At 50.7% G+C, this 23,916-nt stretch carries 23 protein-coding genes; 15 read left to right on the top strand and 8 right to left on the bottom strand.

Going from position 1 to position 23,916, the window contains the following annotated elements:
- The first annotated feature begins 141 nt into the window (after positions 1–141).
- Both udk and ACFE8Q_RS01135 read left to right on the top strand, forming a co-directional pair.
- Complete coding sequence (udk, locus tag ACFE8Q_RS01140) at positions 142–756, top strand: uridine kinase (RefSeq protein WP_375443512.1); 615 nt, start codon at positions 142–144, stop codon at positions 754–756.
- 70 nt (positions 757–826) lie between these two features.
- The gene (locus ACFE8Q_RS01135; protein WP_375443511.1) at positions 827–973 is read left to right on the top strand and encodes a hypothetical protein; all 147 of its coding nucleotides are present in this window, start codon (positions 827–829) and stop codon (positions 971–973) included.
- On the opposite strand, the gene ACFE8Q_RS01130 is transcribed toward ACFE8Q_RS01135, so the two are convergent.
- Positions 956–1,864: a DUF4249 domain-containing protein gene (locus ACFE8Q_RS01130; RefSeq protein WP_375443510.1), complete on the bottom strand. Its 909-nt coding sequence runs from the start codon at positions 1,862–1,864 to the stop codon at positions 956–958. The genes ACFE8Q_RS01135 and ACFE8Q_RS01130 overlap by 18 nt on opposite strands.
- Before the next feature lie 65 nt (positions 1,865–1,929).
- The gene (locus ACFE8Q_RS01125; RefSeq protein WP_375443509.1) at positions 1,930–4,320 is read right to left on the bottom strand and encodes a carboxypeptidase-like regulatory domain-containing protein; all 2,391 of its coding nucleotides are present in this window, start codon (positions 4,318–4,320) and stop codon (positions 1,930–1,932) included.
- A 174-nt stretch (positions 4,321–4,494) separates the two neighbouring features.
- Between ACFE8Q_RS01125 and ACFE8Q_RS01120 the strand changes: the two genes are divergently transcribed.
- Positions 4,495–5,361 carry a TraB/GumN family protein gene (locus ACFE8Q_RS01120; protein WP_375443508.1) on the top strand — a complete coding sequence of 289 codons (867 nt, stop codon included), beginning with the start codon at positions 4,495–4,497 and terminating at the stop codon, positions 5,359–5,361.
- 174 nt (positions 5,362–5,535) lie between these two features.
- Here ACFE8Q_RS01120 and ACFE8Q_RS01115 read toward each other — a convergent pair whose 3' ends face one another.
- Positions 5,536–6,420: a PPK2 family polyphosphate kinase gene (locus ACFE8Q_RS01115; protein WP_375443507.1), complete on the bottom strand. Its 885-nt coding sequence runs from the start codon at positions 6,418–6,420 to the stop codon at positions 5,536–5,538.
- Positions 6,421–6,700: 280 nt separating this feature from the next.
- Here ACFE8Q_RS01115 and ACFE8Q_RS01110 point away from each other — a divergent pair, with 280 nt between their 5' ends.
- Positions 6,701–8,269 carry a D-arabinono-1,4-lactone oxidase gene (locus ACFE8Q_RS01110; protein ID WP_375443506.1) on the top strand — a complete coding sequence of 523 codons (1,569 nt, stop codon included), beginning with the start codon at positions 6,701–6,703 and terminating at the stop codon, positions 8,267–8,269.
- Positions 8,270–8,328: 59 nt separating this feature from the next.
- Here the strand turns inward: ACFE8Q_RS01110 and ACFE8Q_RS01105 are convergent, their stop codons facing one another.
- Entirely contained in the window at positions 8,329–9,201 is an 873-nt protein-coding gene (locus ACFE8Q_RS01105) for a PPK2 family polyphosphate kinase (protein WP_375443505.1), read from the bottom strand.
- A gap of 325 nt (positions 9,202–9,526) precedes the next feature.
- Here ACFE8Q_RS01105 and msrA point away from each other — a divergent pair, with 325 nt between their 5' ends.
- The 3 genes from msrA (at position 9,527) to ACFE8Q_RS01090 (ending at position 11,669) form a co-directional block, all read left to right on the top strand.
- Positions 9,527–10,069 carry a peptide-methionine (S)-S-oxide reductase MsrA gene (gene msrA, locus ACFE8Q_RS01100; protein ID WP_375443504.1) on the top strand — a complete coding sequence of 181 codons (543 nt, stop codon included), beginning with the start codon at positions 9,527–9,529 and terminating at the stop codon, positions 10,067–10,069.
- Between the two features lie 156 nt (positions 10,070–10,225).
- Entirely contained in the window at positions 10,226–11,356 is a 1,131-nt protein-coding gene (locus ACFE8Q_RS01095; RefSeq protein ID WP_375443503.1) for a tyrosine-type recombinase/integrase, read from the top strand.
- 43 nt (positions 11,357–11,399) lie between these two features.
- On the top strand, positions 11,400–11,669 hold the full coding sequence (locus ACFE8Q_RS01090) for a hypothetical protein (RefSeq protein WP_375443502.1): 270 nt from the start codon (positions 11,400–11,402) through the stop codon (positions 11,667–11,669).
- Positions 11,670–11,738: 69 nt separating this feature from the next.
- Here the strand turns inward: ACFE8Q_RS01090 and ACFE8Q_RS01085 are convergent, their stop codons facing one another.
- The 3 genes from ACFE8Q_RS01085 to ACFE8Q_RS01075 all read right to left on the bottom strand — a co-directional run bounded on the left by ACFE8Q_RS01085 (position 11,739) and on the right by ACFE8Q_RS01075 (position 14,434).
- A complete protein-coding gene (locus ACFE8Q_RS01085) occupies positions 11,739–12,062 on the bottom strand; it encodes a hypothetical protein (protein WP_375443501.1) in 324 nt (107 codons plus the stop codon).
- A gap of 155 nt (positions 12,063–12,217) precedes the next feature.
- The gene (locus ACFE8Q_RS01080) at positions 12,218–12,742 is read right to left on the bottom strand and encodes a hypothetical protein (RefSeq protein WP_375443500.1); all 525 of its coding nucleotides are present in this window, start codon (positions 12,740–12,742) and stop codon (positions 12,218–12,220) included.
- A gap of 243 nt (positions 12,743–12,985) precedes the next feature.
- The gene (locus ACFE8Q_RS01075) at positions 12,986–14,434 is read right to left on the bottom strand and encodes a DUF4041 domain-containing protein (RefSeq protein ID WP_375443499.1); all 1,449 of its coding nucleotides are present in this window, start codon (positions 14,432–14,434) and stop codon (positions 12,986–12,988) included.
- Positions 14,435–14,869: 435 nt separating this feature from the next.
- Here ACFE8Q_RS01075 and ACFE8Q_RS01070 point away from each other — a divergent pair, with 435 nt between their 5' ends.
- Positions 14,870–15,538: a hypothetical protein gene (locus ACFE8Q_RS01070; protein ID WP_375443498.1), complete on the top strand. Its 669-nt coding sequence runs from the start codon at positions 14,870–14,872 to the stop codon at positions 15,536–15,538.
- Between the two features lie 74 nt (positions 15,539–15,612).
- On the opposite strand, the gene ACFE8Q_RS01065 is transcribed toward ACFE8Q_RS01070, so the two are convergent.
- Entirely contained in the window at positions 15,613–15,846 is a 234-nt protein-coding gene (locus tag ACFE8Q_RS01065; RefSeq protein WP_375443497.1) for a helix-turn-helix domain-containing protein, read from the bottom strand.
- A gap of 230 nt (positions 15,847–16,076) precedes the next feature.
- Here ACFE8Q_RS01065 and ACFE8Q_RS01060 point away from each other — a divergent pair, with 230 nt between their 5' ends.
- The 7 genes from ACFE8Q_RS01060 (at position 16,077) to ACFE8Q_RS01030 (ending at position 23,915) form a co-directional block, all read left to right on the top strand.
- Positions 16,077–16,610 (top strand): hypothetical protein, encoded by a 534-nt coding sequence (locus ACFE8Q_RS01060; protein ID WP_375443496.1) that lies wholly within the window; start codon positions 16,077–16,079, stop codon positions 16,608–16,610.
- A gap of 78 nt (positions 16,611–16,688) precedes the next feature.
- Positions 16,689–18,461 carry a tyrosine-type recombinase/integrase gene (locus tag ACFE8Q_RS01055; protein WP_375443495.1) on the top strand — a complete coding sequence of 591 codons (1,773 nt, stop codon included), beginning with the start codon at positions 16,689–16,691 and terminating at the stop codon, positions 18,459–18,461.
- A gap of 111 nt (positions 18,462–18,572) precedes the next feature.
- Positions 18,573–18,932 (top strand): helix-turn-helix domain-containing protein, encoded by a 360-nt coding sequence (locus tag ACFE8Q_RS01050; protein ID WP_375443494.1) that lies wholly within the window; start codon positions 18,573–18,575, stop codon positions 18,930–18,932.
- A gap of 59 nt (positions 18,933–18,991) precedes the next feature.
- A complete protein-coding gene (locus ACFE8Q_RS01045; RefSeq protein WP_375443493.1) occupies positions 18,992–19,153 on the top strand; it encodes a hypothetical protein in 162 nt (53 codons plus the stop codon).
- A complete protein-coding gene (locus ACFE8Q_RS01040) occupies positions 19,150–20,160 on the top strand; it encodes a hypothetical protein (RefSeq protein WP_375443492.1) in 1,011 nt (336 codons plus the stop codon). Before ACFE8Q_RS01045 ends, ACFE8Q_RS01040 begins: the two co-directional genes overlap by 4 nt.
- Positions 20,161–20,304: 144 nt before the next feature.
- A complete protein-coding gene (locus ACFE8Q_RS01035; protein ID WP_375443491.1) occupies positions 20,305–21,024 on the top strand; it encodes a hypothetical protein in 720 nt (239 codons plus the stop codon).
- A gap of 131 nt (positions 21,025–21,155) precedes the next feature.
- Positions 21,156–23,915, top strand: a complete 2,760-nt coding sequence (locus ACFE8Q_RS01030) for a hypothetical protein (RefSeq protein WP_375443490.1) — start codon at positions 21,156–21,158, stop codon at positions 23,913–23,915.
- Position 23,916: the final 1 nt, after the last annotated feature.

Raw genomic sequence — 23,916 nt, 5'->3', positions numbered from 1 at the left:
TACGCCCGTATTTTTATCATAACATAGGGCAGTCGCAGAGTCCACAAATAAGCTTGTCTACAGCCTGCGTATGTACCTTTGTATAAGGAGTGGTCAGGTACATTGGCCGTCAGTTATCACCGTACTTATTCATCAATACTTGTGCAACCATACATTGTTGGCATCACCGGCGGCAGCGCGTCCGGGAAAACGTCGTTTCTAAAAGGACTACTCAATGCGTTTCAGCCGCATCAGGTCTGCCTCATTTCGCAGGACAATTATTACCGCAGCCTTAGCGAAATTGCCGTTGATGACCAGGGTATCCATAATTTCGATATGCCCGAAACCATCGACCATCATCTGTACGCCGAACATATCGGTATGCTGCGCAGGGGCGAAATAGTAACTCAGAAGGAGTACACCTTCAATAACCCCGATGTTATTCCAACGATGCTCACGTTTGAGCCCGCGCCCATTATCGTGGTAGAAGGCATCTTCGTGTTTCACTTCCGGGAGTTATCCGACCAAATGGATCTGAAGATTTTCATCGACGCCAAAAACAGCATCAAGCTCGAACGGCGCGTGAAACGCGATGCAGAAGAGCGCGGCTATGATCTGGATGACGTGATGTATCGCTGGAAAAACCACGTTAAGCCAACGTACAAGCAGTTTATCAAGCCTTATCGCGCCGAGGCCGACATCGTGATTCCCAATAATATACATTACCAGAAAGGCCTGAACGTAGTCATTGAGTATCTGAAGGCGAAGATTTCATAAACCTAAACGAGTTGGCACAAAAATTGAATGGCGATAAGAATAACACTAGTTATTCTTATCGCCATTTTTTATGAAAAGCCTGCTCCTCTTTGTGTTGACGTGCCTCGCCTTCGTTGGCGTGTTCCTGACTGTTTCGGCCAGCCTGTTTATTATCGGCGCTATGGCTATTTATGTGCTTGGCCGCAAGATAGTTGGCCTGTCACGCCCCGTTGCGTAGATTCTCTTTCGATACCACCGTAGTGCGTGTGCGGACGGGCGACACCAGAAAGAAACCAACCGCTCCCTGACCACCCGTTTTCTGATTCCGAATATTGCTGGGTACGTTGGAAGGCGGGGTGGCAAACAAACCCGCATTCTGTAACTGTGCCTTCAGTAACTCCCAAAACGTATAGCCTTCAAACGTAATCGTCCGTAGTTCAACGCGGACGGAATCATTCAGCGCGTACAGTTTTTCCGGGTTGATAGACCGCCGGATCGGACGGATAAACATCAGCCCATCGGTGTCGGCGCTTCCCCGGAATGCCCCATTGTAAGCCAGCACAATATCCTGCGTACGTACCTGCAACTGCCCATTCCGATAGAACCGGATGTAGTAATAATCAACGGCGCCGGGCAGGTCAGTTGCAAAAAACTCGGCCCGATACCCCTCTTCCGTTGATAGCGGCGTTACCCTATCTTTAAAAAAAGTGAGCGAGTCGATCCGCGGAATCCGGGGCATCTGGGTAGCGGATACGTAGGTTTCGCCCTGATGCTGAATCTGCAATCCGTAGGTACGTCCGATCACCCCTATTCTGGTCGTGTCTTTGGCGTTGGCTGGTTTCCAGGTGTACACCCCATCATTATCAGGGTCGGTGAAGCTGAACACCCGGCCGGTGTTATCGCCCACGGTCACGCTGGCGTTCAGCGCGGGTGTTGGCGTGGCGTTGTTAAAATAGTTGACTGTCTGGGTCAGCTTGATCTGTTGCTCGCCGGGCTGATCGGTCAACCAGGCATCGACCGCCAACTGCGAAGGAGCCGACGCGATATTGGCGTTGATGACCGTTTCGCAGCTACTCAGTGCGGCGGCGGCCACCAGCATAAAAATGACTATGTAAGCAGGTGATTTCATGATGAGTGACTATCTGAGGCACAAAGGCCAGGTACAGCTTACCCCGTTTTAGCGGGGTTGACGGCTCAGAATTTGAAGTTGTAGGTAACCGATGGAATGACCGTGGCGAAAACCGAATACCGAATGGCCTGCGTCTGGAAGACGTTTTCAGGGTTGGCCCGGTAATATTCTGAGAATGGGTTTTTGCGGGCATAGGCGTTATACACCGAGAACACCCAGTTATCTTCTTTCCGTTTACCGGGCTTCTTACGTCCCTGCAACGTGGCGGCCAGATCGAGGCGGTGGTAGGGCTGAATCCGGTAGTTGTTGCGCACATCGTCGGGGTTGGTGCCCACGGCTATATTCTGAAATGTGTAACGGTTGCTGAAGAATGTAGCGGGCGTTCCGCTGGCCAGTACAAACGTGGCCGAGAAACTCCAGCGCTTCGATTTGATCGGGTCATAGAGCGCTACGACATTTACGGTGTGGCGCTTGTCGAAGCGGGTTGGATACCAGTTATTTTCGTTGACGCCTTCTACCAAGCGCTCGGTTTTGGCCAGCGTATAGCTCACCCAACCGTTGAGTTGTCCTTTGCTTTTACGCAAATAAAACTCGGCCCCGTAGGCCCGCCCTTTGCCCGATAACAAATCAGCTTCCAGGTATTGATTCAGCACCAGATTGGCCCGGTCGATGTAGTCAATCTGGTTTTGCAGCGATTTGTAATACACTTCTACCGACGCTTCGAACAGGTTACCATCCGTGCCGCCGAAGTTGCGGAAATAGCCTGCCGCCACCTGGTCGGCCAGTTGTGGCGCTACGTTATTGGTCGAGGGCGTCCAGACGTCGAGGGGCGTTGAGGCGGTGGTGTTCGAGAGCAGGTGGACATACTGCGCCAGCCGGTTATAGCTTACTTTCACCGAGCTACCGGGCGTCAGGTCGTATTTCAACGCAAACCGGGGTTCCAGGTTACCGTAAGTCTGAATGGTTTCGCCCGGCGAGTAGGTCTTTGTGTTGGTTATGGGCCGGCTGCGTAAACCCGGCGTATCTGACTGACCGAGGGTATATACTTCGCCGGGGCCAAGGTACTGGTAGAACGAGTATCGCAAACCATACTGAAGCTGTAGACGGGCGGTCGTTTGCTGTTCATTACCTATATAAAGCGAGCTTTCCAGCGCGTATTTGTTCTTCAAACCAAACGAGCGAACCACGCCGGCACTGGCGGCGGTGGCAGTACCAGGCTGAAAATCGTAGAACAACGCCTGCCCACCAAAGGTGACCGTGTTTTTATTCCAGTACAGCGTAAAATCGGGCTTGATGCTGTAGTTGACGATCTTGGAATTGGTACGAAAATAATCGTTGGCGTTTTCGGCTTTTTTCCGAAGGTCAGAGTCCAGCGAGTAATCGTAGTTGCTGTAGAAGGCCGTCGTGTTCAGAAAGAGTTTATCATTGAACACCTTATTCCAGCGCAGCGAGGTGGTGGCATTGCCCCAGTTGAAGCCAAAATCCGCTCCGAACACATCGCGCCCGAAATAGCCCGACAGAAACAGCGTGTTTTTCTCGTTGAGATGCACGTTGCCTTTAGCCGTAAGGTCATAAAAATAAAACTGCGACCCTTTCAGGTTTCCCGTCAGAAATGGCTGCGCCAGTACATCGGCATACGAACGGCGACCAGCAACAATGAACGATCCTTTCCCCTTGAACAATGGCCTCTCATATGACAACCGGCTAAATATCAACCCGATCCCTCCGTTCAGTTCACCTTTTTTCGAGTTTCCTTCCTTCAGGCGAACATCCAGAATAGAGGCGATCCGGCCGCCGTACATGGCCGGGATACCGCCTTTGATGAGTTTCACATCTTTTACGGCGTCGGGGTTGAAAACCGAGAAGAAACCGAACAGGTGCGATGAGTTATAGACCGGCGCTTCGTCGAGCAGCACCAGGTTCTGATCAATGCCGCCCCCGCGCACGTTGAAACCCGTAGCCCCCTCGCCCACCGTCGACACGCCGGGCAACAGTTGGATACTCCGCACCACATCTACTTCGCCGAGCAAAGCCGGAATGCGCTGAATCGTTTTGATATCCACCCGATTCACGCTCATCTCAATGTTGGATACATTATCGTCTTCGCGGCGGGTCGACACCACGAGTTCTTTCAGGTCGCGCCCTTCTTCTTTAAGTTCAAGATCAAGCCGCACGTTCTGATCAGCCAGGGTTACGGTGCGGGTTTCTTTTTCGTAGCCTACGTAGGAGACCACAAACGTGTAGGTTCCTTTGGGCAGGGTAACCGAGTAGAACCCGTAGTTATTAGTCACGGCTCCGGTGCCGCTCTCTTTACTGTAGACCGACACGCCGATCAGCCCTTCGCCATCCGATGCGTCTTTGACGTAGCCACTAACGGTGAGTTTATCCTGTGCCTGCATACTGATTCCCAACGCATTGAAAATCAACAATAGGCAAAGTAGACGTATAGATTTCATTCCTAATCTGGTTGTGTCCGGTGAATCAGTAAACTAACGGTGAGGGCACGCTATTTGTTAGTAGTACACCAAAAGTACAGTGTGCTGTTCAGCCGTATGTTAAGAAATAGACAAGACCACGATTTTCCGGGGTAGACGGTTTGAATTAACGTACAAATCCAAGAATTCACCGTTATGCGCCAGTTCTCTTTCCTACTCGTTACCTTACTGTTTTCCGGCACAGCCGGACGGGCGCAGTCACTGCTTTGGGAACTATCGGGCAACGGCCTGAAAAAACCGTCTTACCTCTTCGGCACCTATCATATCCTGCGCGATAGCTACCTGAAACAGGATTCACTGACCCGGATTCACTTCGAGCAGGCAGAGGGTGTGGTGGTTGAAATGGTATTCGACTCATCGGCCGCCGGGAAAGTGAGGCAGTACGCCACGATGGCCGATAACAACCTGATCCGCCTCATCGACGCGACGGATTACAAACTGGTAGCCGATGAGTTTAACGCGGTAACGGGTCAGGAACTTTCGTTTTATAACCAGGTAAAACCGGTCATCATTGCCACGGCACTCAGTGTGGCCTATGCCCGGCAACGGTCTGATACGCTCACCAGATTCTCCGGGCAGCCCATCGACCTCTATTTCGTGAAGCAGGCCCAGGCCAGGCAAAAACCGCTCAAAGGCCTTGAAACGCTGGAACAACAACTGACCTTACTCTACGACCGCCAGCCCGTTGAGCAACAGGCTGAGCAACTGGTGAAGATGGTGAAACAAAAGAACGTACCCACAACACCTGGAACCAGCCTCACCGATATGTACCTGCGCGCCGACCTCGAGGGTATGTGGAACCTGTTTCAGCGAGAAAGCGACAGCCCCGCCGACCTATACGCCCTGATCGACGACCGTAACCTGCGCTGGATGAGCCAGCTACGGCCCGTCATAGCTGAACGGTCTACCTTCATTGCTGTCGGCGTTGGTCACCTCCCCGGCCCCAACGGCCTGTTAAACCTCCTCCGCGAAGCTGGGTACGTTGTTAAAGCGGTGAAGTAGGCGGTCATTACGCTGCGCTGTCATTAGGTAGTCATTATGCTGCGCTGTCATGAAGTGGTCATTGATTGTCATTTGTCGTTGAACTATGAATGACCACTTCATGACAGCCCAGCGTAATGACTACTTAATGACAGCGCAGCGTAATGACTACCTAATGACAGCCCAGCATAATGACTACCTAATGACAGCGTCCTGTTTTTCAATTTCTTTGATCAGGCGTTTGGCTTCTTTATCGTCTTTCTCCGGGAAGGTGACGGGCAATGACTCCAAGATTTCGGTCATGATGTGGGCGATGAGTAGCTGTTGGTTATCGCGATCGTCGCTGGGAATCACGTACCAGGGGACCGTCTTTGTGGCAGTGGCGTTGATCGCGTCTTCATATACCTGCATGTAGTTGTCCCACTGTTGCCGCTCAACTAAATCATTGTCGCTGAGTTTCCACTGTTTCTCGTCGTCTTTTAACCGGGCGATGAGGCGTTTTCCCTGTTCTTTTTTCGAAACGTGCAGGTAGAATTTCACCACCCGAAAGCCGTTCCGATGCAGGTAGTCCTCAAATTGGGCAATATCAGCGTAGCGTTCTTTCCAGAGTTTGGGCAGGTTGCTGATAAATTCGTCAGGTACGTTGCTATCTTCCAGCCGTTCGGGATGCACTTTCATCGCTAATACCTCCTCGTAATAGGTCCGGTTAAAGATACCGATGGTGCCTCGTTCGGGTAGTTTTTGCCAGAATCGCCACAGGAAATCATGTGCCAGTTCGGTCTTTCCCGGCTTTTTAAACGACGCGATTTTGAAGCGAGACGGATTTACACCCTTGAACACATGCCGGATGCTACTGTCCTTTCCGCCCGCATCCATCGCCTGAAACAGAACAACGAGCCCATACTTTTCGTGGGCATGCATTTGATTCTGAGCCTGATCCATCCGCTCACTAAGCGCGTCGAGCTGTCGGGCGCGGTCGGCTTCATTGGTATAGAATGGATCAACGAGTGTGGGGGTATCGTGGGCAGCGTAGGGCTTGGTGCCGTCGAAGCGGAACGTACCTGACTGTATCTTTTTCATAGTTGAGTGAGTACGTATGGGTGGCACCAGTATTTTTTTGGCGCTGCGGGCCACCGCTTCTTCAACCAAACCCCGACCAATTTGTTTACTGGCTCACGGTCAGGCGCTCCAGGATCAGTGGCAATCAGGCGCTTGCCCTCCGATCTAACATTATCAATTGACAATCAATAGCTTAAGCAGCACAGCTGATTAGGTTGCACCAACGACGCTTAATCAATTTTCAGCTAGCAGAGGTAGCTTCTCAGTACATTTCGACCCTACCTATTGATACTGATCCCTGATGCAATCACAGCTAATTAACGGCACTCTATTTTACCTGCCTCATTCTATAGATGATGTAAAAGACCTTCTTCGGCAGGCGAGACAAGACAATCAAACCGTTTCGGTGCGTGGGTCTGGTCATTCGTTTCCACTCACGCAACAAACGGCCACCGTTACCCAGACGCTGCACATTATGCTGTCGTACCTGAACGCGGTTTCGCTGGATAGCGCCACCGGTCTGGTAACGGTACAGGCGGGCTGCCATCTGGGCCTCGATCCGTTTGATCCCACCGGCGTTTCGACCACCGAAAATTCGCTCTGTAGCCAGCTCGACCCGCTAGACGCCAACGGCCGACGACAGTCGCCACCGGGCTGGGCACTACCCGATCTTGGGGGCATTACGCACCAGACCATCGGCGGATTCATGGCTACGGGTTCGTCGGGCGGGTCAACACAATTTGCGTTTGAAGATGCCCTTCGGCGCGTCAAGGTGGTTTATCATGGCGAGACGGGCGTAGAAGAACGAACGTTCGAGCGCCCCGCCGACAACAACCCGGACGACCCTTTCTTCGGGGCTGCTTTCGCCAGCATGGGCCTGATGGGTATTGTGGTAGAAGCCACGTATCAGTGTATTCCAGCCTTCAATATCAGCGGCAGCGAACAAACGTTTCAGCAGGATGATTGCGCCCTGGTCGATCTATTTGGTGCGGGCGATGCCACGAAGCCAGGTCTGCAAGGGTTCTTACAAGCCACTGATTACACCCGCCTGATGTGGTGGCCACAAGCAGCCGAACAACAGATGGTGATCTGGCAGGCTGCCCGCACCGATGCCTTTACCAACTGGCAAACCTTTGTTCCGAAGCCGTATCTGGAGGTGCCTTATATTCTGGGCAGCCAGGAACTGACAGAATATTTGGCGGGTCGGTTATTCGAGATTGTCGACCGGCTACCTAACTGGCTTGAGTTTCTATTCGCGAAATGGTTTGGCCCCACCAGCCCGACCTATCAGGAGTTGGTCGAGAAGCTCGAAAGCATTCAGGATGGCGTGTTGCACATGATTCTGAAGTTTTTTGTCAGCGACAGCGAGAACCAGCCGTTTCAGGATATCTGGTGGAATGGCCTGCCGATGGACAATCAGATGAGCGACGAGTTGTTTCCGGTCTGGTTTACCGAACTTTGGATTCCGATCGGGCAGACCCAGGCGGCCATGAATTTCCTGCGCACGTTCTACGAAGACCCCGAAAACGCCGGTATCTTCTCCGTGGAACTGTATGCCGCCAAATCGAGCCAGTTCTGGCTGAGTCCCGCTTACCAGACCGACGTATTCAGGATCGATATTTTCTGGTTTGCCAAAAACGAAGAAGACCCTATTGCTTATTATGACCGGTTTTGGAAAGCACTGCCCGCCGCCGGGTTCGATTTCCGACCGCACTGGGGCAAATACCTGCCCGACCCGAGTGGTCCGCAGGGAACAACGTACCTACGCAGCCAGTACCCGAACTGGGATAAGTTCATGACCCTGCGCCAGCAGATGGACCCGCATAACCTGTTTGTAACGCCCTACTGGAAACGCAATCTGGGCCTGTAAACGCGGAGTTGGGTATGGGGTACGGCGTGAAGCGGCTCCATACCACAACCTCTGCACGCTTATGCCTTCAGCTTGGGAATCAGCTTTTGCAACGCCTGAAACCGGGCTTCGTCTGGTTTTACGTCGCCGATGTTCAGCTTTTTCATCTCTTCGATCAGCACGCGGCCAACGATGAGCCGCATGTTCTTTTTATCGTCGGCGGGAATCACATACCAGGGCGAATTCTTTGAGGCCGTTTCGTTAATCGCCTCTTCGAACGCTTTCTGATACTCAGCCCAGTATTCGCGTTCCTCTACATCCTGCTCCTCGAATTTCCAGTTTTTCTCCGGGTCCTCGATGCGGGCAATCAACCGGTCGGCCTGTTCCTTTTTCGAGACATTCAGGAAGAATTTGATCGTCAGAAAACCATTCCGGGCCAGGTGTTTTTCCATATCGACAATGGCATCGTACCGGTGCTTCCAAACCTTATCGAGATCGGCGGTCAGGTCGGCGGGAATGCGCTGGCTCTTGGTTAGAATATCAGGATGCACCTTCACCACCAGCACCTCTTCATAATACGACCGGTTGAAAATACCGATGGTACCCCGCTCGGGCAGGTTCAGGTACGTACGCCAGAGCCAATCGTGGTCAAGCTCCTGTTCAGTAGGCCGTTTGAATGAATACACGCGCAGGCCCATCGGGTTCGTACCGGTGAACACATGTTGGATTGTACCGTCTTTACCAGCCGCATCCATTGCCTGAAAAATGGCCAGCACCCCATACCGATTATCAGCATACATGCGGGTTTGCAGGGCGTCTATTTCGGTGGCCTGTTCGCGGAGCCGGGCGGCATAATCGGCATCGTCGGTATACCAGTCGTCAATTTTTGTATCGGCTTTTTTCGCAGAAAACTTGTTGGACCCGTCGTAACGGAAAGCGTCTATCTTACTCATCAGTAATCGTTTATAAACTTGGCAGGTACGTTAATCAAGAGTAGCGGGAGGCTTGCAGTCGCTTCAGGTACGTCGACAACTGGTTGACACGCCAAACCCCAACCGCAAACTTATACGTATTTACTCCTGTTCTATCGGTAGGCAATCTAACCGTAAAACAACCCAAATGGTTATTACCCAAGCTGGACCCCGACTGTATCTGTTTTTTGCCTCCTGGCTTGCTGTGTTCGGGATTAGTGCCAACTTCTCGGCTGTGGTTGCTCAATCAGCTACAGCCGCAAAAAAACAACGTATGCATTCTCAAGCCACAGCGGCAACTATACCTATGGAAAAAGCAACATTTGGCACCGGCTGTTTCTGGTGTACCGAAGCCATGTTTGAAACGCTCGACGGCGTACAATCGGCCGTGTCGGGTTATGAAGGCGGACAGGTAAAGAACCCCACCTATAAGCAGGTTTGTGAGGGTACCACCGGCCACGCCGAATGCGTAGAAGTGACCTACGACCCCAGTAAGGTTACCTACGCCGAACTACTCGAAGCGTTCTTCCGGAGCCATGACCCAACCAGCCTGAACCGGCAGGGCGCCGACGTAGGCACCCAATACCGGTCGGTGGTTTTCTACCACAACGATGAGCAGAAACGCATCGCCGAAACCGCCAAAGCTGAACTGGACAAATCAGGTGCTTACCCCAAGCCCATCGTGACGGAAATCAGCCCGGCCACTACTTTCTACGAGGCTGAAGCGTATCACCAGAATTACTTCGCCCAAAATCCCGACCAGGGCTACTGCGCCTTCGTGATTGCTCCAAAGCTCGACAAATTCAAAAAAGTTTTTAAAGAGAAATTAAAGGCCGATAACGTTCATTGAGTGAACACCTAGTAAAACGCTTAAAATGGCCCCTGATGGGGCTTTTTTGTTGTCCCGTCAGGATTTGTTAGGTATCCACTATAGGTTGACTTGGCCCCTATTTGTACCTTCGTCGTACCTCTACCAGGAATAGTCAACAGTCGAGGTACAAATCACATGAAGGTTACCCTGCGTGAGAAGCCGATCCTGAACGGTCGACTCAGTCTCTACCTCGACTTTTACCCGCCCATACCGCACCCCGAAACGGGAAAGGCTACGCGCCGGGAATTTCTGGGCTTGTACCTCATCGAAAAGCCCAGGACCGAGCTCGACCGGCAGCACAACAAACAGACGCGTGCACTGGCGCAAAATGTCAGCGCTCAGCGCCAATTGGAAGTGCAGGCAGGTAACTACGGCTTTCTGGCGAAGAAGGTCGTTAGCGTCGATTTTCTGGCCTTTTTTCTGGAACAGGCCGAGATCGAGAAGGCCAAGGATCTGGGAAGCCGCAACAACTGGATGAGCGTGTACAATCACCTTAAACTGTTTGCCGATGGGGAGCTGGCGACCGATGACGTAACGCCCGAGTTCTGCGAGGAATTCAGGGACTACCTCACCACGGCCAAGGCGCTCAACAGTAAGAAGTCGGTCAAGAAATCCATTGCCTTCAACTCGGCCGTCGGCTACTTCACCATTTTCAAGACGGCCACCAAACGGGCCACTAAGGCCAAACTGTTCGCTGTCGATCCGGCATCCGGCGTCGAGCGATTGACCATTAAGGAAACCCAACGGGATTTTATCACCCAGGCCGAGCTGCAACGACTGGCCAATACGGACTGTGACCTGCCTTATCTCAAGCGTGCTGCGCTGTTCTCGGGCCTGACTGGCTTACGCTACAGTGATGTCGCCAAATTGGTCTGGTCGGAAGTGTACGACGATGCCGAGGGAGCTTATATTCGCTTCAGGCAAAAGAAGACCGAAGGCATTGAAACAATGCCGCTCAGTAGTACAGCCCGCAGCCTACTGGGGGAGCGGGGCATCGATGCTGATCGGGTTTTCGTCGATCTGGCTTACTCTGACTGGCAAAACCAGAAACTCCGGGAATGGGCCCAGCGAGCCGGGATCAGCCGCCGGATCAAGTTCCATGCCTTTCGCCATACGTTCGCCACGTTGCAATTGAAAGGCGGGACTGATATCAAGACGATCAGCGAACTGCTGGGTCACCGCAGCCTGGCCAGTACCCAGATATACACTAAGATCGTTAACGAGCAGAAGCGGGCCGCCGTGGATCGATTGACGCTTGATCTGTGAGGAGCAGGTGGAGCTTCCCCGCCTTACTTAGATAAGAAAAACAATGGCCAACAAAAAAGCGAATACCCCACACGTCCCCCACTATTACGTGATCTATCAGATCAATGGAGCTTACCGCAAGCACCCAGCCAGAACGTACCTGGAGGCAGACGAAGACCTGGCAGACGTCGCCAGGCAGGGAGCGATCCCCGTTGCCATTTATGATGTGTTCGACTGGAGAACGGATTGGAAACTACCATCACCACACAAACGGGAGGAGCACGAGAAGGAAGTGCTGGACATTACCGAGGAGATTCGGAAGAGGTACGAATAGCAATCAAGTGGCCTTTCTGTTTAGACTATGATCTAAAACCAACACAGCCAAACGTTAACATAGGCCGACTTAATTGGCAAGCCCACCTGCGCCAAGTAACCAGCTCGGTATCGGGCGAATCGATTGCCCATTGGCACTGGCTCCTGCATCCTCTGGCAAGGTGATTACCATGAAATGAGTGGCTCCCGGGCAAGCCTCGTAAACCCAGTCGTAGCACTCGTCATCCAAGTCGTATTCTTCATTGTGCCGGTACAGCGTCTGATCGTTGGGATCGTAGAAGCCGCTTTGTACGCCAACATTCGGATCGTATAACAGCAGGTTCGACCAGGTATCATCTACCCACTTGACAACTTTACCGCTCGGTTCTGAAAGGCCTTCACCAGTCGGTAGCATAGACGCGAAGGAAACTGGGTACCAAGTGTAGTATTGCATAATTGAGAAAGGCAGAGGGGCGCTTGTTCTATCATGTGCACCTTTTGCGTACACGGGTAAAATAAGCGGTGCCTAATAGATCTGAAGGCCAATACTCTTAGATAAATCGAGCCTTTCTACCGGCTCGGTATGGGCAACGTAATCTTTTGTTGCTTTCCCTGCAATGAGTCTACTTTAGCTTTGAGTAGATTGAACTCTTGCCTGGTAGGCTTATCATCACTGAGATCATGGTATATCGTCCAACCGACAGTCAGTACAGCTACGAGCAATCCGGCGATACCAATCCACAAATAATTAACCTCCCATTCTAACTTACGGCTGGCTAAGTAGGCTTCTTTTTCCACTTTACGAATAGCAGCTTCCTTCTCCGCTTTATAACTCGACCAACTGCCTTGGGTTACTAGACGTAAACCTTTCATGGTCAATTTATAATCTAAGCCCGAGTGGCCACCAGTCGTACCTAAATTCTGAATTAAGCCATCTAACTGCAACTGATCAATTATAAGATCAAGCCTCCCATCTAATAAGACGCCAAGTTGCCCTCTGGCAAAGTCATAAATGTGAAGCGGAAGCCTCATGGAATCATTGTATCGCTCATGAAGTTCGTTTAATATTGCTTGGCTTATTTCGTCGTCAGTCATTATCTGAGGGCTGGGAATGACCTTCCTATCTACTCCTAATTTCAACGAATTCAGGTCGAGGTGACCAGCCGATTATGCGGCAGTACGTAGGAGCTACAAATTACGCTGGCAGGACGAGGACGCAGGTTGCTTGGAAGGAGGCTCGAAAAGCAAAGAATCTGAGTCAGGATTAACGTTTACTAATTATTAGTAGCCAGACTCACTGATAATCGGCGTAGATATTAATAGTAGGCTTGATAGAGCTTAGTTGAGTAGCTGATTAGGGAACTCATTCGCAATCAATTCTTCAACGCTTCTATGCTCTTGGGGCGCATTTATCTTTTCAATGATGGCCAGCGTCTCTCTATACTCCATTGCTTCGGGCAACCGGACAAATTCGGCATCAAAACCGAGGTCTTTGATCTTTTGCTCAATCTCATCTAGGCTGACGTTGAAGAATTCTTTGCGATAGTTGAGCATATTCACCTTTTGGTTAGTAAACGCCTTGTGCAGTTCATTCTCCAACGTTCGGGCTTCGTCCGAATAGATCATAGCGTGAACATCAAACTGAAATGGTACTGAAGCGTCGCCTAGCTCTTTCACCCGGTCTAGCGGCTCAAGTCGGCGGGTCATGCCAATTTTGTAGACATTCTCGCCAAACGAACCGATGTTGGAGATGATATATACATGCCCACGCTTGGTTTGCTGGGCCATTGATAAAGCTCGTTCTTTCTTCTCCTGAGCAGCCAGCAACTCGGCTTCGAGCCGTTCAATTTGGGCTTGTAATTTATCGTGCTTGTCCCCCGTTGCCAACTCAATCTCCCGGCGGGCTTTGTCGAGTGCCTTTTCGTAATTCGACTCCTCCTTCTCGGCCTCCCGCTGCGCCTGTTCAAATTCCCGCCGCGCTTTTTCTTCCTCCCGCAGTTCCTCCTGAATAGCCCGCAGTTCCTCTTTCTCCTGCTGGCGCTTCAACTGATACTCGTGCTCGAGGATCAACTCTTTCTGTTTTAGCTCCAGATACTGACTCGTGATGCTCACAGTAAAGCCACTGCCTAATTTGTTTATGCTTTCAAAAAGCTTTACCATTCGCTCTTTCATCTGGTTGACGTTGTTCCACTTGACCTTGGCGATCAACGCGTCACATTCGCCGTTAAAAGCGCGTAGCATCAATTTTTTGTAAACCTTGATAACGGCAGCCCCCTTCGCTGAACTACCTTCAACCGTCCATTGACGAAGACAGGTAGCGGCCTTATCACTGGAAACCATTGCCTTTTGCCTATCAATGATATGAGCCTGCTCTAATTGATATTGTGCCGATTTTTCAAAATCGTAGACCGGCTCATATATGCCAAATTCGACAATGTCCAGCTTAGACTCGTAAAGGCTAATTTCCTTCCTGAGCCGAGTGTAGGTAGCAAATGCCTTTTTATAATCTGCATCCACCTGTTTAGTCTTCTCGTTCAGATCTTGAAGCTCCTGCCGCTTTTCTGAATAATTATCGGCTAGTTTTTTTCGGCGACGTTCAGCCTCGTCTTCAATGTCGGTGATTATCTTATACTTTTCGAGTTGAGTCATCAACTCGAAACCGATATTGTTTGCCGCTTCTAACTGCTGTTTTAAGCTGTTTTCGCTTGCCTGAATTTGCTCAATCTTAGCCTTTAGCTCATCAATCTGAACAAGCTCCTTTTTCTTTAAAAAATCAAAAAATTCCATAAGTGTGATTAATATTCTTTATATCTACCTGCTTAGTTCAACTTTTTCCAATGGATTCTACTCTTGCTGTCGATAGCTGTTCGTCGTAGCGCGTGAGTCCGCCGCCTCACAGATTACCATATTACGCCCTCCCTACCGTTAAGGCCCGCGACGTATCGTCTGACTGGAGGCTTCCTTTCACTAAGAGCAAGGTGTTTATGATTGTTGTCTAAAGAAAGTGACAAAAGAGACGCCTCGTTAGTATCGTGGGCAAGTATCAGTGATGATTTATTAATTGGTCAAAGTAGGGTGTATTTAAACATGAGTTGACACTCTCCTGCCTGACCTATAAAGTCAATGGAGCCTACCGCCAGCATCAAGCCAGGACGTACCTGGAGGCTGACGAGGATCAGGTCGACATATTACGCTCATCAAAAACCACTTTGTTGCCTGAACATGAAAACGTTTTTACTCCTTGCTGGCCTGATTTTATCTTCGCACTCAGCTATTAGTCAGGCTGATAGTGTACGTACGAAGCACAAAATAGCCTTGAATATATCAGGATGGTTGTTTGGTAATAACCGACTCGACAGGGACGACTCTAATGAAGACGGAAAGATCATTTACCAGATTCGAGTTGATGGCAACGGCAACATCGTTTCTGCCCGGCCCATGCAGCAGACCGTTAGTCCTTCGACTGAGACTTTTTATCGGCGGCAGGTGATCCGCTTCAAGCTACGCCCTAAAGGCTCCTCCCTTTCGTCTGATTTGACAGTGGGTACGTTGACAATTGATATAGAGCCTGGTACTATTAGAAGCCAACCTCGACAGGATATCATTGGTAAGAGTCAGCCAGCCTTTTATTTGTCAGTATCAGTTATTCGCTATCAGGGGAAAGTAATCGACGTAAGCCCGATCAGCAGAGACTACTATGGTGAAGAAGATCGTAGCACAATAGTGCATAAACTGTCCAGATATTCATTGGACCCCAGTGATGCATTAGAATTAGTATCGAATTATGATTGGCATGCTAGTGGTGATAAGCTGTACAAATCTTACTCGGCATACAATCAAAAAGACCCTGTGTTTCTCACCAAGTCAATTGAATCGTTCAGAATAAAATAGTCGCCGGGCTTGGCCAAATAGTGCTACCCATGTCTGACACTGCTGGTAAAACGACTAGCGGACTGTATTCATTCCTATTTACTGCCAGGCCCAGGTACGATCGTAATAAAAAGCTTGACTTCGAGTACGTCAACAATCTTCTGAATAGTCCTCAATGTCAAGTTCTGATTTCCGGCTTCGTAACGATTAACTGCAACCTCAGAGATACCCAGACGTTCCCCTAACTCCTTCTGAGTAACACCTTTGCTCTTTCTAATGTCACGAATCTGGGTTCCAACCAGCTTTGTAATATTAACTATATCTGTCATTTAATGCCTGTCTTTTATCTGTTACCTCAAATGTAAGACTTAATATATATATGCTATATTCAAGCGAGAATAAAAGACCTTTAAAGAAATAAATTTACCGATAACTTAATATATATATATAAGTTTTGTTATTTTTACAGAGTCTTACAGACATAAGATACCCCCAACGCTGATCATTCTTGGCAGAGGACAACGAAGGGGGCGGTTTCAACACTCAAACTTTCGTTCTCATGAAGACGGAGCAAAAATACAGCACGACAGGTGCTGTACCAACCCTCAATGAGCCATCGGCTCCTCAAATTGTACAGACGGTCCACACCCCCCGTCTAACGGCTGACCTAGCTCTATTACGCCAGTACCTGGATTATGTATTTTATCCCTGGGTGTTCCGCCCCCTCGCTGCCGACACCAAATCGGACGACCAGTCAAAAGATGATGACAATCCATTCGGGGACTTCAATATAGACCTCAGCGATTTCGACCTTGGCTTCGACGACCTCGATCTAGGCTTTGGTGAACCCGATGACCAAGCTACTAAAGCGGACGACGCAGAGGAAGCCTACGCCTATTACACCCCGATTCAACGGGTATTGATGATGCATCGGCTATTCGTCGTCTTCTGCGGACATCGGCAAGCAGACTGGTGGTCTGCCTACGTGGCTGAACTGCTCCACTTCTTCGGAGAGTGTGGCGAGACAAAGCCGATAGTCGCAATTACTCTGCGCGAGCATGTTGTGATGCAGACCCTTCGCCCCTTCAACTAATTCATAGATGCGCTAACCTCATCAATGCTTATGTTTATGAGGTTAGCGCTTGTTAAAGTCAAATAATCATCACACAGAATGGCTATCACCTATAAGTTTGTACTTAACACGGTGGCGAATGACAAACCCCAGGACGTTCCCCGGTTGGTTATGCTTCGGATCACCAGCCTGCGCGTCAAAAAGTTTGTCAGCACAGGCGTTTATGCAAAACCCGACCAGTTCAACCAGGCCGGCGACCCGCAAAAAAGGAACTGGATTTCTCGGTCGCATCCGCAACATGACCTGTTGAACAAGACCCTTCTAATTTGGCACGACCGCATGACCAACCTCATACAGCGGCTAATTCAAACTGGTAGCACCTACACGGCCGCAGAAGTGAAGGCAAAACTTCTGGGAAACCAAGACGAATCTCTTTCAGCATTTATCGAAGAGCAAATTGCCCATTGGCAGGAGAGCGGGCAAGATGATAACGCGCGCAACCATCAGGAGATGCTTAACAAGCTACGCGAATTCCTAACTGGGTATGTTCCTGCTAGGAAGCAAAACAGTAGAGCATCTGGGCCTTTACCACCCCCGCGATCATTCAATATATCTGAAGTCTCCCCTGAAAGACTTCAAGAATTGAGAGACACGCCTTTACCACCCAGAATAGATTTGTCCATGCTGACGCCTGAGCGCGTTCGTTTATTTGAACAGTGGCTATTGACTCAACCCTCAAAGCGGGCAGCTTCAACAGAATCCTCGCGTCGTAATACTGCTACTGACCTATTACGGCGATTGCGACAACATATCATGCCGTATATTGCCCGTCATAGCCTACCATCGGAGGCGGATCCAACTCGTGGTATGCGATTCGCCACCGCCCCGACAAACCCAAGTTGGATGACCGAAGCAGAGATTCAAGCATGGGAAGAGGCTTCTTGGCCGATTGAGACAAGGGCAGATCAGGCTCAAGAGAATGCTCGCGTATTGTTTCTAACAGCTTACTATCTGCACGGTATTCGCATTGGTGACCTCATCAGCGGCCGCGTTGGTCAACTGATGACCGTTCGAGAGATGGTTGATGGACAGTTCACCACACGGGTACGCTTTGAGTATATCAGCGACAAGAAAGACAAGAAAAAGTTCGTACTCGTCGAGCCTTTTTTACAAAAACTGTTGACCCCGTACTTACAGGACAAAGAGCCAGGTGATTTTATTTTTCCATTTCTACCAAATGAACTTCGCCACTGGCCAGAAGAGCGGATGGGTCCGGAAATTGATAAACGCGTTAGCTACGTTAATACATTACTCAAGGAGGTATCGAAGCGACTTGGTACTACCCCTAACATATCTAGTCATACAGCTCGCCGGTCGTTCGCCGATCATTTATATGATCAAACTGACGACCTAAGATTAGTCCAGCAGGCACTTGGCCATGGAGATATTACCACCACACAACGGTACGTATCTCCATTCAAACAACAGAAAGTCGATCAGGCTAACCAACTCTATACTCGCCGCCATCCAACAGTTGACGATTATCGGAGCCTGTCCGACTTGTTTGTACTTGGCTGCGAAGAGAAGTGTGTCGAAGCCCTACGTAAATACCGTCCAGAAAAGCCCGTCATCAATGGAGCTAATCAGTGGATCGGCAATAACGGAAAAGATAAAGGCGTAATCGTTGCTTGGATTGAAGCAATGGAAAGATCAAGACCATCAAAAATCATATGCCTTACTGGTACACGTCGTAAGGAGCTTGTTCAATTCCTGAACGCCTATTTTCAAGGATTGAATATGGGTAAAGACGCACGGGTATTTAGTGATCCTGCAGACTCAAAAATAATTGAGTCATTGACTTCATTAATGTAGAGAATTTAGAGAGGACTAGATCGTGCGTATCGTGCGTGAATGCACGATACGCACTTACGGCCCGTACCAAATGGCCAATTTTAGCCATCGAAAACGCAAACACCGCGCAAGATGGAAATGGTACTAATGCCCGTAGCCGATCTACGGCTGATGATGATTGAAACGGCCAGTATAGCCGTTCGAAACAACCTACCGACATCACAGGCCACCCCGCCCGCCGATGAGGTACTGACAATTGAGCAGGCCGCTGAGCTACTCAACCTTACAAAGCAAACGGTTTACGGTATGGTATCAGCCCGTAAGATTCCGTTCTGCAAACCAACCGGTGCTCAACTGTACTTCCTTCGCTCCGATCTGATTGATTGGCTAAAGCAGCATCGTACGGCCACCATCCAGGAAGCTACCGAAGCGTACAATGTCCAGCGCACCGCCCGTCAGAGACGTACCTCCTCATCCCGCAGTAACTCATGAAAGCGAACCAATCGTCCGTTTTCCTTTAGTCCAATTATTACCATCAATAGTAATTTTCTATGACTGGCTACGAATTAACAAAAGCCTTCTACGATGAATTGGCCATCAATGAGGCAATGCATATCAGCGCAAAGCCACAGCACCTGAGCCAGTCTATCTGGATACGCGATCAGGAACAGCTTTCTAACTCGACTAGTCACGGACGTCGCTACAGCGCATGAACTACATCCAACTCATTAACTGGTTCTGGGAAGACGTGCCATACCGGCAGGGTTATAAGTCCGAGTACGGTATTCTATTCATGGCCATAGTCGATTCGATCAATCGGAACGGTTGGAAGAGTACGCGGATCGAGTACGACCGGATCATCAATAAAACCCAGATCGGCAAGAAATCTTACCTGGACGGTCGCAAATGGCTGCGTGACGAAAAGCTGATTGATTTTGTACCGGGCAAAAACTATGATTTTCCGGCACAATTCACACTAACAGACCAACTAAAAGCAGAGGCTCAAAAATCGACTTCTGATGTTCCTCTGCTGCTCCTCAGTAGCTCTTCTGATGTTCCTCTGTCGCTCCCCTGTGATACCTCTGCTATACCTATTATAGATAAACATTTAAACTATAAAACAACTAAACCCTTAAACACACCAACCAACCAATCGCGAGTACCGCTGGTGGATGAGGAAGAAAGGAAGAGTTTAGTCGTTAAAAGTCAAAAAGAAGAAAAAGCCCCCCCGGCCCCCGCGCCCCCCCCCGTGGCCAAGCCCTCTGGCCGTGACCCCTTCCTGCGCAACCGCGATGCCGAAGACTGCAACGTACCCTTCTCCGCTTGGTTTGCCGCCTTCGGCTACAACGCCAACCAAGAGCAGTCAAAGGCGGCCTGGCTCGATCTGACCGACGATGAACGGCAGACAGCCATGCAGCACACGCCAGCTTTCGTTGAGTCGAGGCCCGAGAAGCAATTCAGGGGTTTCCCCAACAATTACCTGACTGAAAAGAAGTTCAACAACGAAATCGTACCACGACGTGAATCCGATAACACCCAATCTGGGCGCAACGCCGCCACTGGCGACGCTAACAAGTCAGGCCGTACCGACGCCGGCAACGTTAAGCAATTCGGCGAGTGGCGCGGTAACCGATTCGCCGCACCTCAGCGGGCAGGCTCACCAGATTTCCGAGCCACACAAACCCGTCGAGAGCCAGCCAAAGATTACGGCAAGCTCTGAGGAGGTCAAACGGTTCACCATCTGCATTCGGACCCAGAGGGAACACATGTCCAGCGCGGTCACCTTTCGGCCCTGTGCAGCGCCTCGCCGCCTTGTGAATTAATTTACTTATTACCGTCGATAGTAATCCATCCTTTTCATTCAATGCTCCGTGCTCACTTTGCTGATCAAGTCGTCAGCTTCCCCACTACCTGGTCCGAGGTAACGCTTCGCCAGGTGCTGGCCATCGGTACTAGTTCGTCGGTGATCTTCGCCTTGGCCTCGAATCCTGATCTGCTGAGGCGACTACCTGACCCCAACGCCGACGAGACCATCCTGCCTCACCTCCAGTTTATCGCCAACATACCTGACTTCTCGGCCATGCCTGTGGCCGATCGGTTGACGATAACGATTGACGAAGATGGTAAGCCAGTCGAACGGCGCATCAAACGACCGATGGATATCGGCCTTGAAACGTACGGCCAAAAGATCACGCTCGACGAGGAACTACGGCGCCTACAAGGGGCGGATCGTTACAATTATATCGACGCCGCACTAGCGTTGCTGTCGGTTTATCTCTATCCGCAGTTGTCAGGTAAGCCTTTCAATGATATCATCGATGCCGAGCCTTACAGATCGGCCATTCTAGACCTTCCCTGCCCCATTGCCCTTCCGTTGGCCGCTTTTTTTTTGCAGAAATCAACCGGCTCGATACCCTCTGGGCGAATCACATACGAGCAGGTAGCAACGGAACTGATGATACCCTCTCGGTGGCGACTGCGGCCCGGTCGATGGTTCCGCAACTGGCGCTCTACGAAGGCTACGAACAGACGCACGCCATTGCCCAGCACCGCCAACTCAAGCACGAAGAAGTCTGGCAGTTGAAGTACAACGACGCCATGAGCACCGTGGCCTGGCTCTACTTCGAGTACCAGCGGCAACGGCACCTCAACCGGCTCCAGAACCCGGCAAGCAACGTTTAAATCAATCACACACGCTACAACGAATAGGTAACCATGGCAGACAAGGACGAAATTATCCTTATCACGGTCGACGTAAATTCCGAGTCATCGGAGAAGAAGACCAAACGGCTCAGAACCGAGCTGGACCTGCTGAAGGCGACGAAGGCCGAGTTGATCAAAGCCAACAAGGCCAGCCAGATCAGCGAGGACCAGTTCGCCACCGCGCTCGAGCAAACCGAGAAGCAGCTCAAAGAGACGACGGCTGCTCTGGCTGAGTCGACCAAAGCGGAGGAGCTGGCTCGGAAGATCCGAACCGCGGCCAAAGGGTCGATGGATCAGTACCGGGCCACGATCGAGCTACTGACTCCTGCCTACAATGCCATGGGCAAAGCCGAACGGGAGTCGGCCGCTGGCAAGGCCATGCAGAAACATATCCGGGAGATCACCGAGGAGATGAAGAAAGAAGAGAAAGCCCTGGGTGATAACAGTCGCCGCATCGGCGACAACCTGGCCAAGGCGGAACAGAGCTTCGGGTTGTTCGGTGGTACCATCGGTTCCCTGAAAGATAAGTTGTCTAGTGCCAAGGAAGGGCTCGGCGCGATGAAACTCGGCCTGACGGGGTTGAAAGGAGCCATCGCCGCTACTGGTATCGGGCTGCTACTGCTAGCCTTGAGTGGTCTCTACACCATTCTGACCCGTACGCAGGGTGGCATGGACAAAATGTCCCAGATTACCGCAGCAGCTGGTGCCGTATTCACGGTGCTGATCAATCGGGGCGTGAAACTAGCTGAAGCACTCTCGAACGTATTTGCCAGTCCGAGGAAAGCCTACCAGTTATTCAAGGAAACATTTTCGGGCGTTGGTGAAGAGATTGCACAGGTTGCGGCGGCGGCAACAGCAACCGAACTAGCCAGCCAGAATTTGAGAAGGGAAGAACGAAAACTGAACGTCGACCGGGAAAAATCACGGGCTCAGATCGAGGAGTTGAAAAAGTTATCGGAAGACGTCACTAAGTCCGAGGCTGTTCGGTTAAAGGCTGCTCAAGATGGCTCCAACCTAGAGCAAGGTCTGCTAAAACGGCAAATCGACCTGGAGAAACGCCGCATTGACATCCTCGATGCTGAAGCCAAACGTAACGGGAATAAGGACGAAGACCTTGACAAGGTAGCTGAGGCCAAGCAGCGACTCTACCAATTTGAGGCAGACAGCCTGGGTAAGCAGACCGAGCTGAAGAATAAGGAGAATGAGTTGCAGAAAGCATCAGATCAAAACCGTTTTGCTGCCCTTATTGCCCTTGATGAAGAACGTTTGGCCTATGCTCTATCGAACGAAGAGCAGATCGTCGAGGGCGTCCTCCGGATCAGGGAAGACGAGTATGCTGTCCGTCGTCAATTACTCAAGAATCAGGAAAAGTACGAGTTGGCAGCTTTGGTGGAAGGGTCCAACCAGGAAGCCGCTATCAAGGCGAAATTTCGGGTCGAGGAGGCTGCGCTGAATGTTCGGGAAGCTGACGAGATCAACCGCAGGGCAATTGAAATTCAGCTCGCTGGTTTAGAACAGCAGATAGTCAACCTGAGGGAGCATAGTGTCGAACGCCAGATATTAGAGCAACAGGCGTCAGAATTGCGTCAGGATTTGGAGCAGCAGGAGATTTTCCGTACTGTCACTAACCTTGAAGAATTAAACGCCAAACTCAAGGCCCTCGACGAGAAGCGAAAAGCCGATCGGAAGAAAACGAATGATGAGATTACGCAGGAAGGACTCAAGCAGGATGGCGAACTGATCAAAGCGCGTCTGGCCCAGAGTGCAGCAGGCTCAAAAGAAGAGTTAGACGCTCAGTTAGCAGACCTTGAGAATCAAAAGAAGGCTGAACTGGCTGCTGCTGGTGACAGTGCCGAGGCGATATATCGTATCGAGCTTGAATACGAACGGAGAAAAGCTGATCTGCGCAGATCATTTTTCAGGGCTAAAGTGGATGAGTACACCGGCTACGCCCTACAGGCTACGGACGTATTCACCAAGATTATAGAAGCCGAGTTTCAAGCCCAGAGCCAAGCCTTAGATAAACAACAGAAAGCTAGTCTGGACAATGCCCTGCTGACCTCCGATCAGCGCGCGGCCATCGAAAAAGACTTCCAGCAAAAGAAAGCCGCCCTTGAGTTGGAGGCAGCCAAGAAGCGGAAGAAGATAGCGACAGTCGAGAACATCATAAATACGGCAAAAAGCATAACTATTGCCGCAGGAAACCCTTTCCCCCTTAATGTTATTCAGATTGCCTTAGCAGCTGCAACAGGTATTGCTCAGCAGGCCGTCATTGAGTCTCAGCAGTTCGCTGTTGGTGGTGTGCCAAGGGAGGCAAAGCGTCGTCGGTACCAGGGCGTGGTCAGCGGGCCAGGTACCACAACGTCGGACAGTATACCCGCCGATCTCTCGGTTCGTGAGTCTGTCATGAATGCACAGACGACGGATAAATATTACGACGAGCTGTCAGCGATGAACGTCGACGGTGGAGGTGTACCATTCCCCGGGGCGAAACCCGTTGACATACGTTCGTTTCTGGCTGATGTTCGGGCAAAAGGTATAGCCGATGCCCAGACAGCACCACGTCCGACTTACGTGACCGCAGCCATGTTAGGCCAATCCAGTCCATTTGCCTCAACGGTGGGCGGCGTGGATCCACAGGTACTGGCCGATCTGGTCGGCGAACAGTTCAGGCAGGCGATCGCGCAGATGCCGGCACCGCGTATCGTGGTGAGCGACTACGAGCGGGTTGCCAATCAGGTCAAAGTTCTTCAACACAGTGCCAACACCTAGG

Source organism: uncultured Fibrella sp. (genome assembly GCF_964250085.1).
Lineage (GTDB): Bacteria > Bacteroidota > Bacteroidia > Cytophagales > Spirosomataceae > Fibrella.
This window is presented reverse-complemented; position numbering and strand designations above follow the sequence as displayed.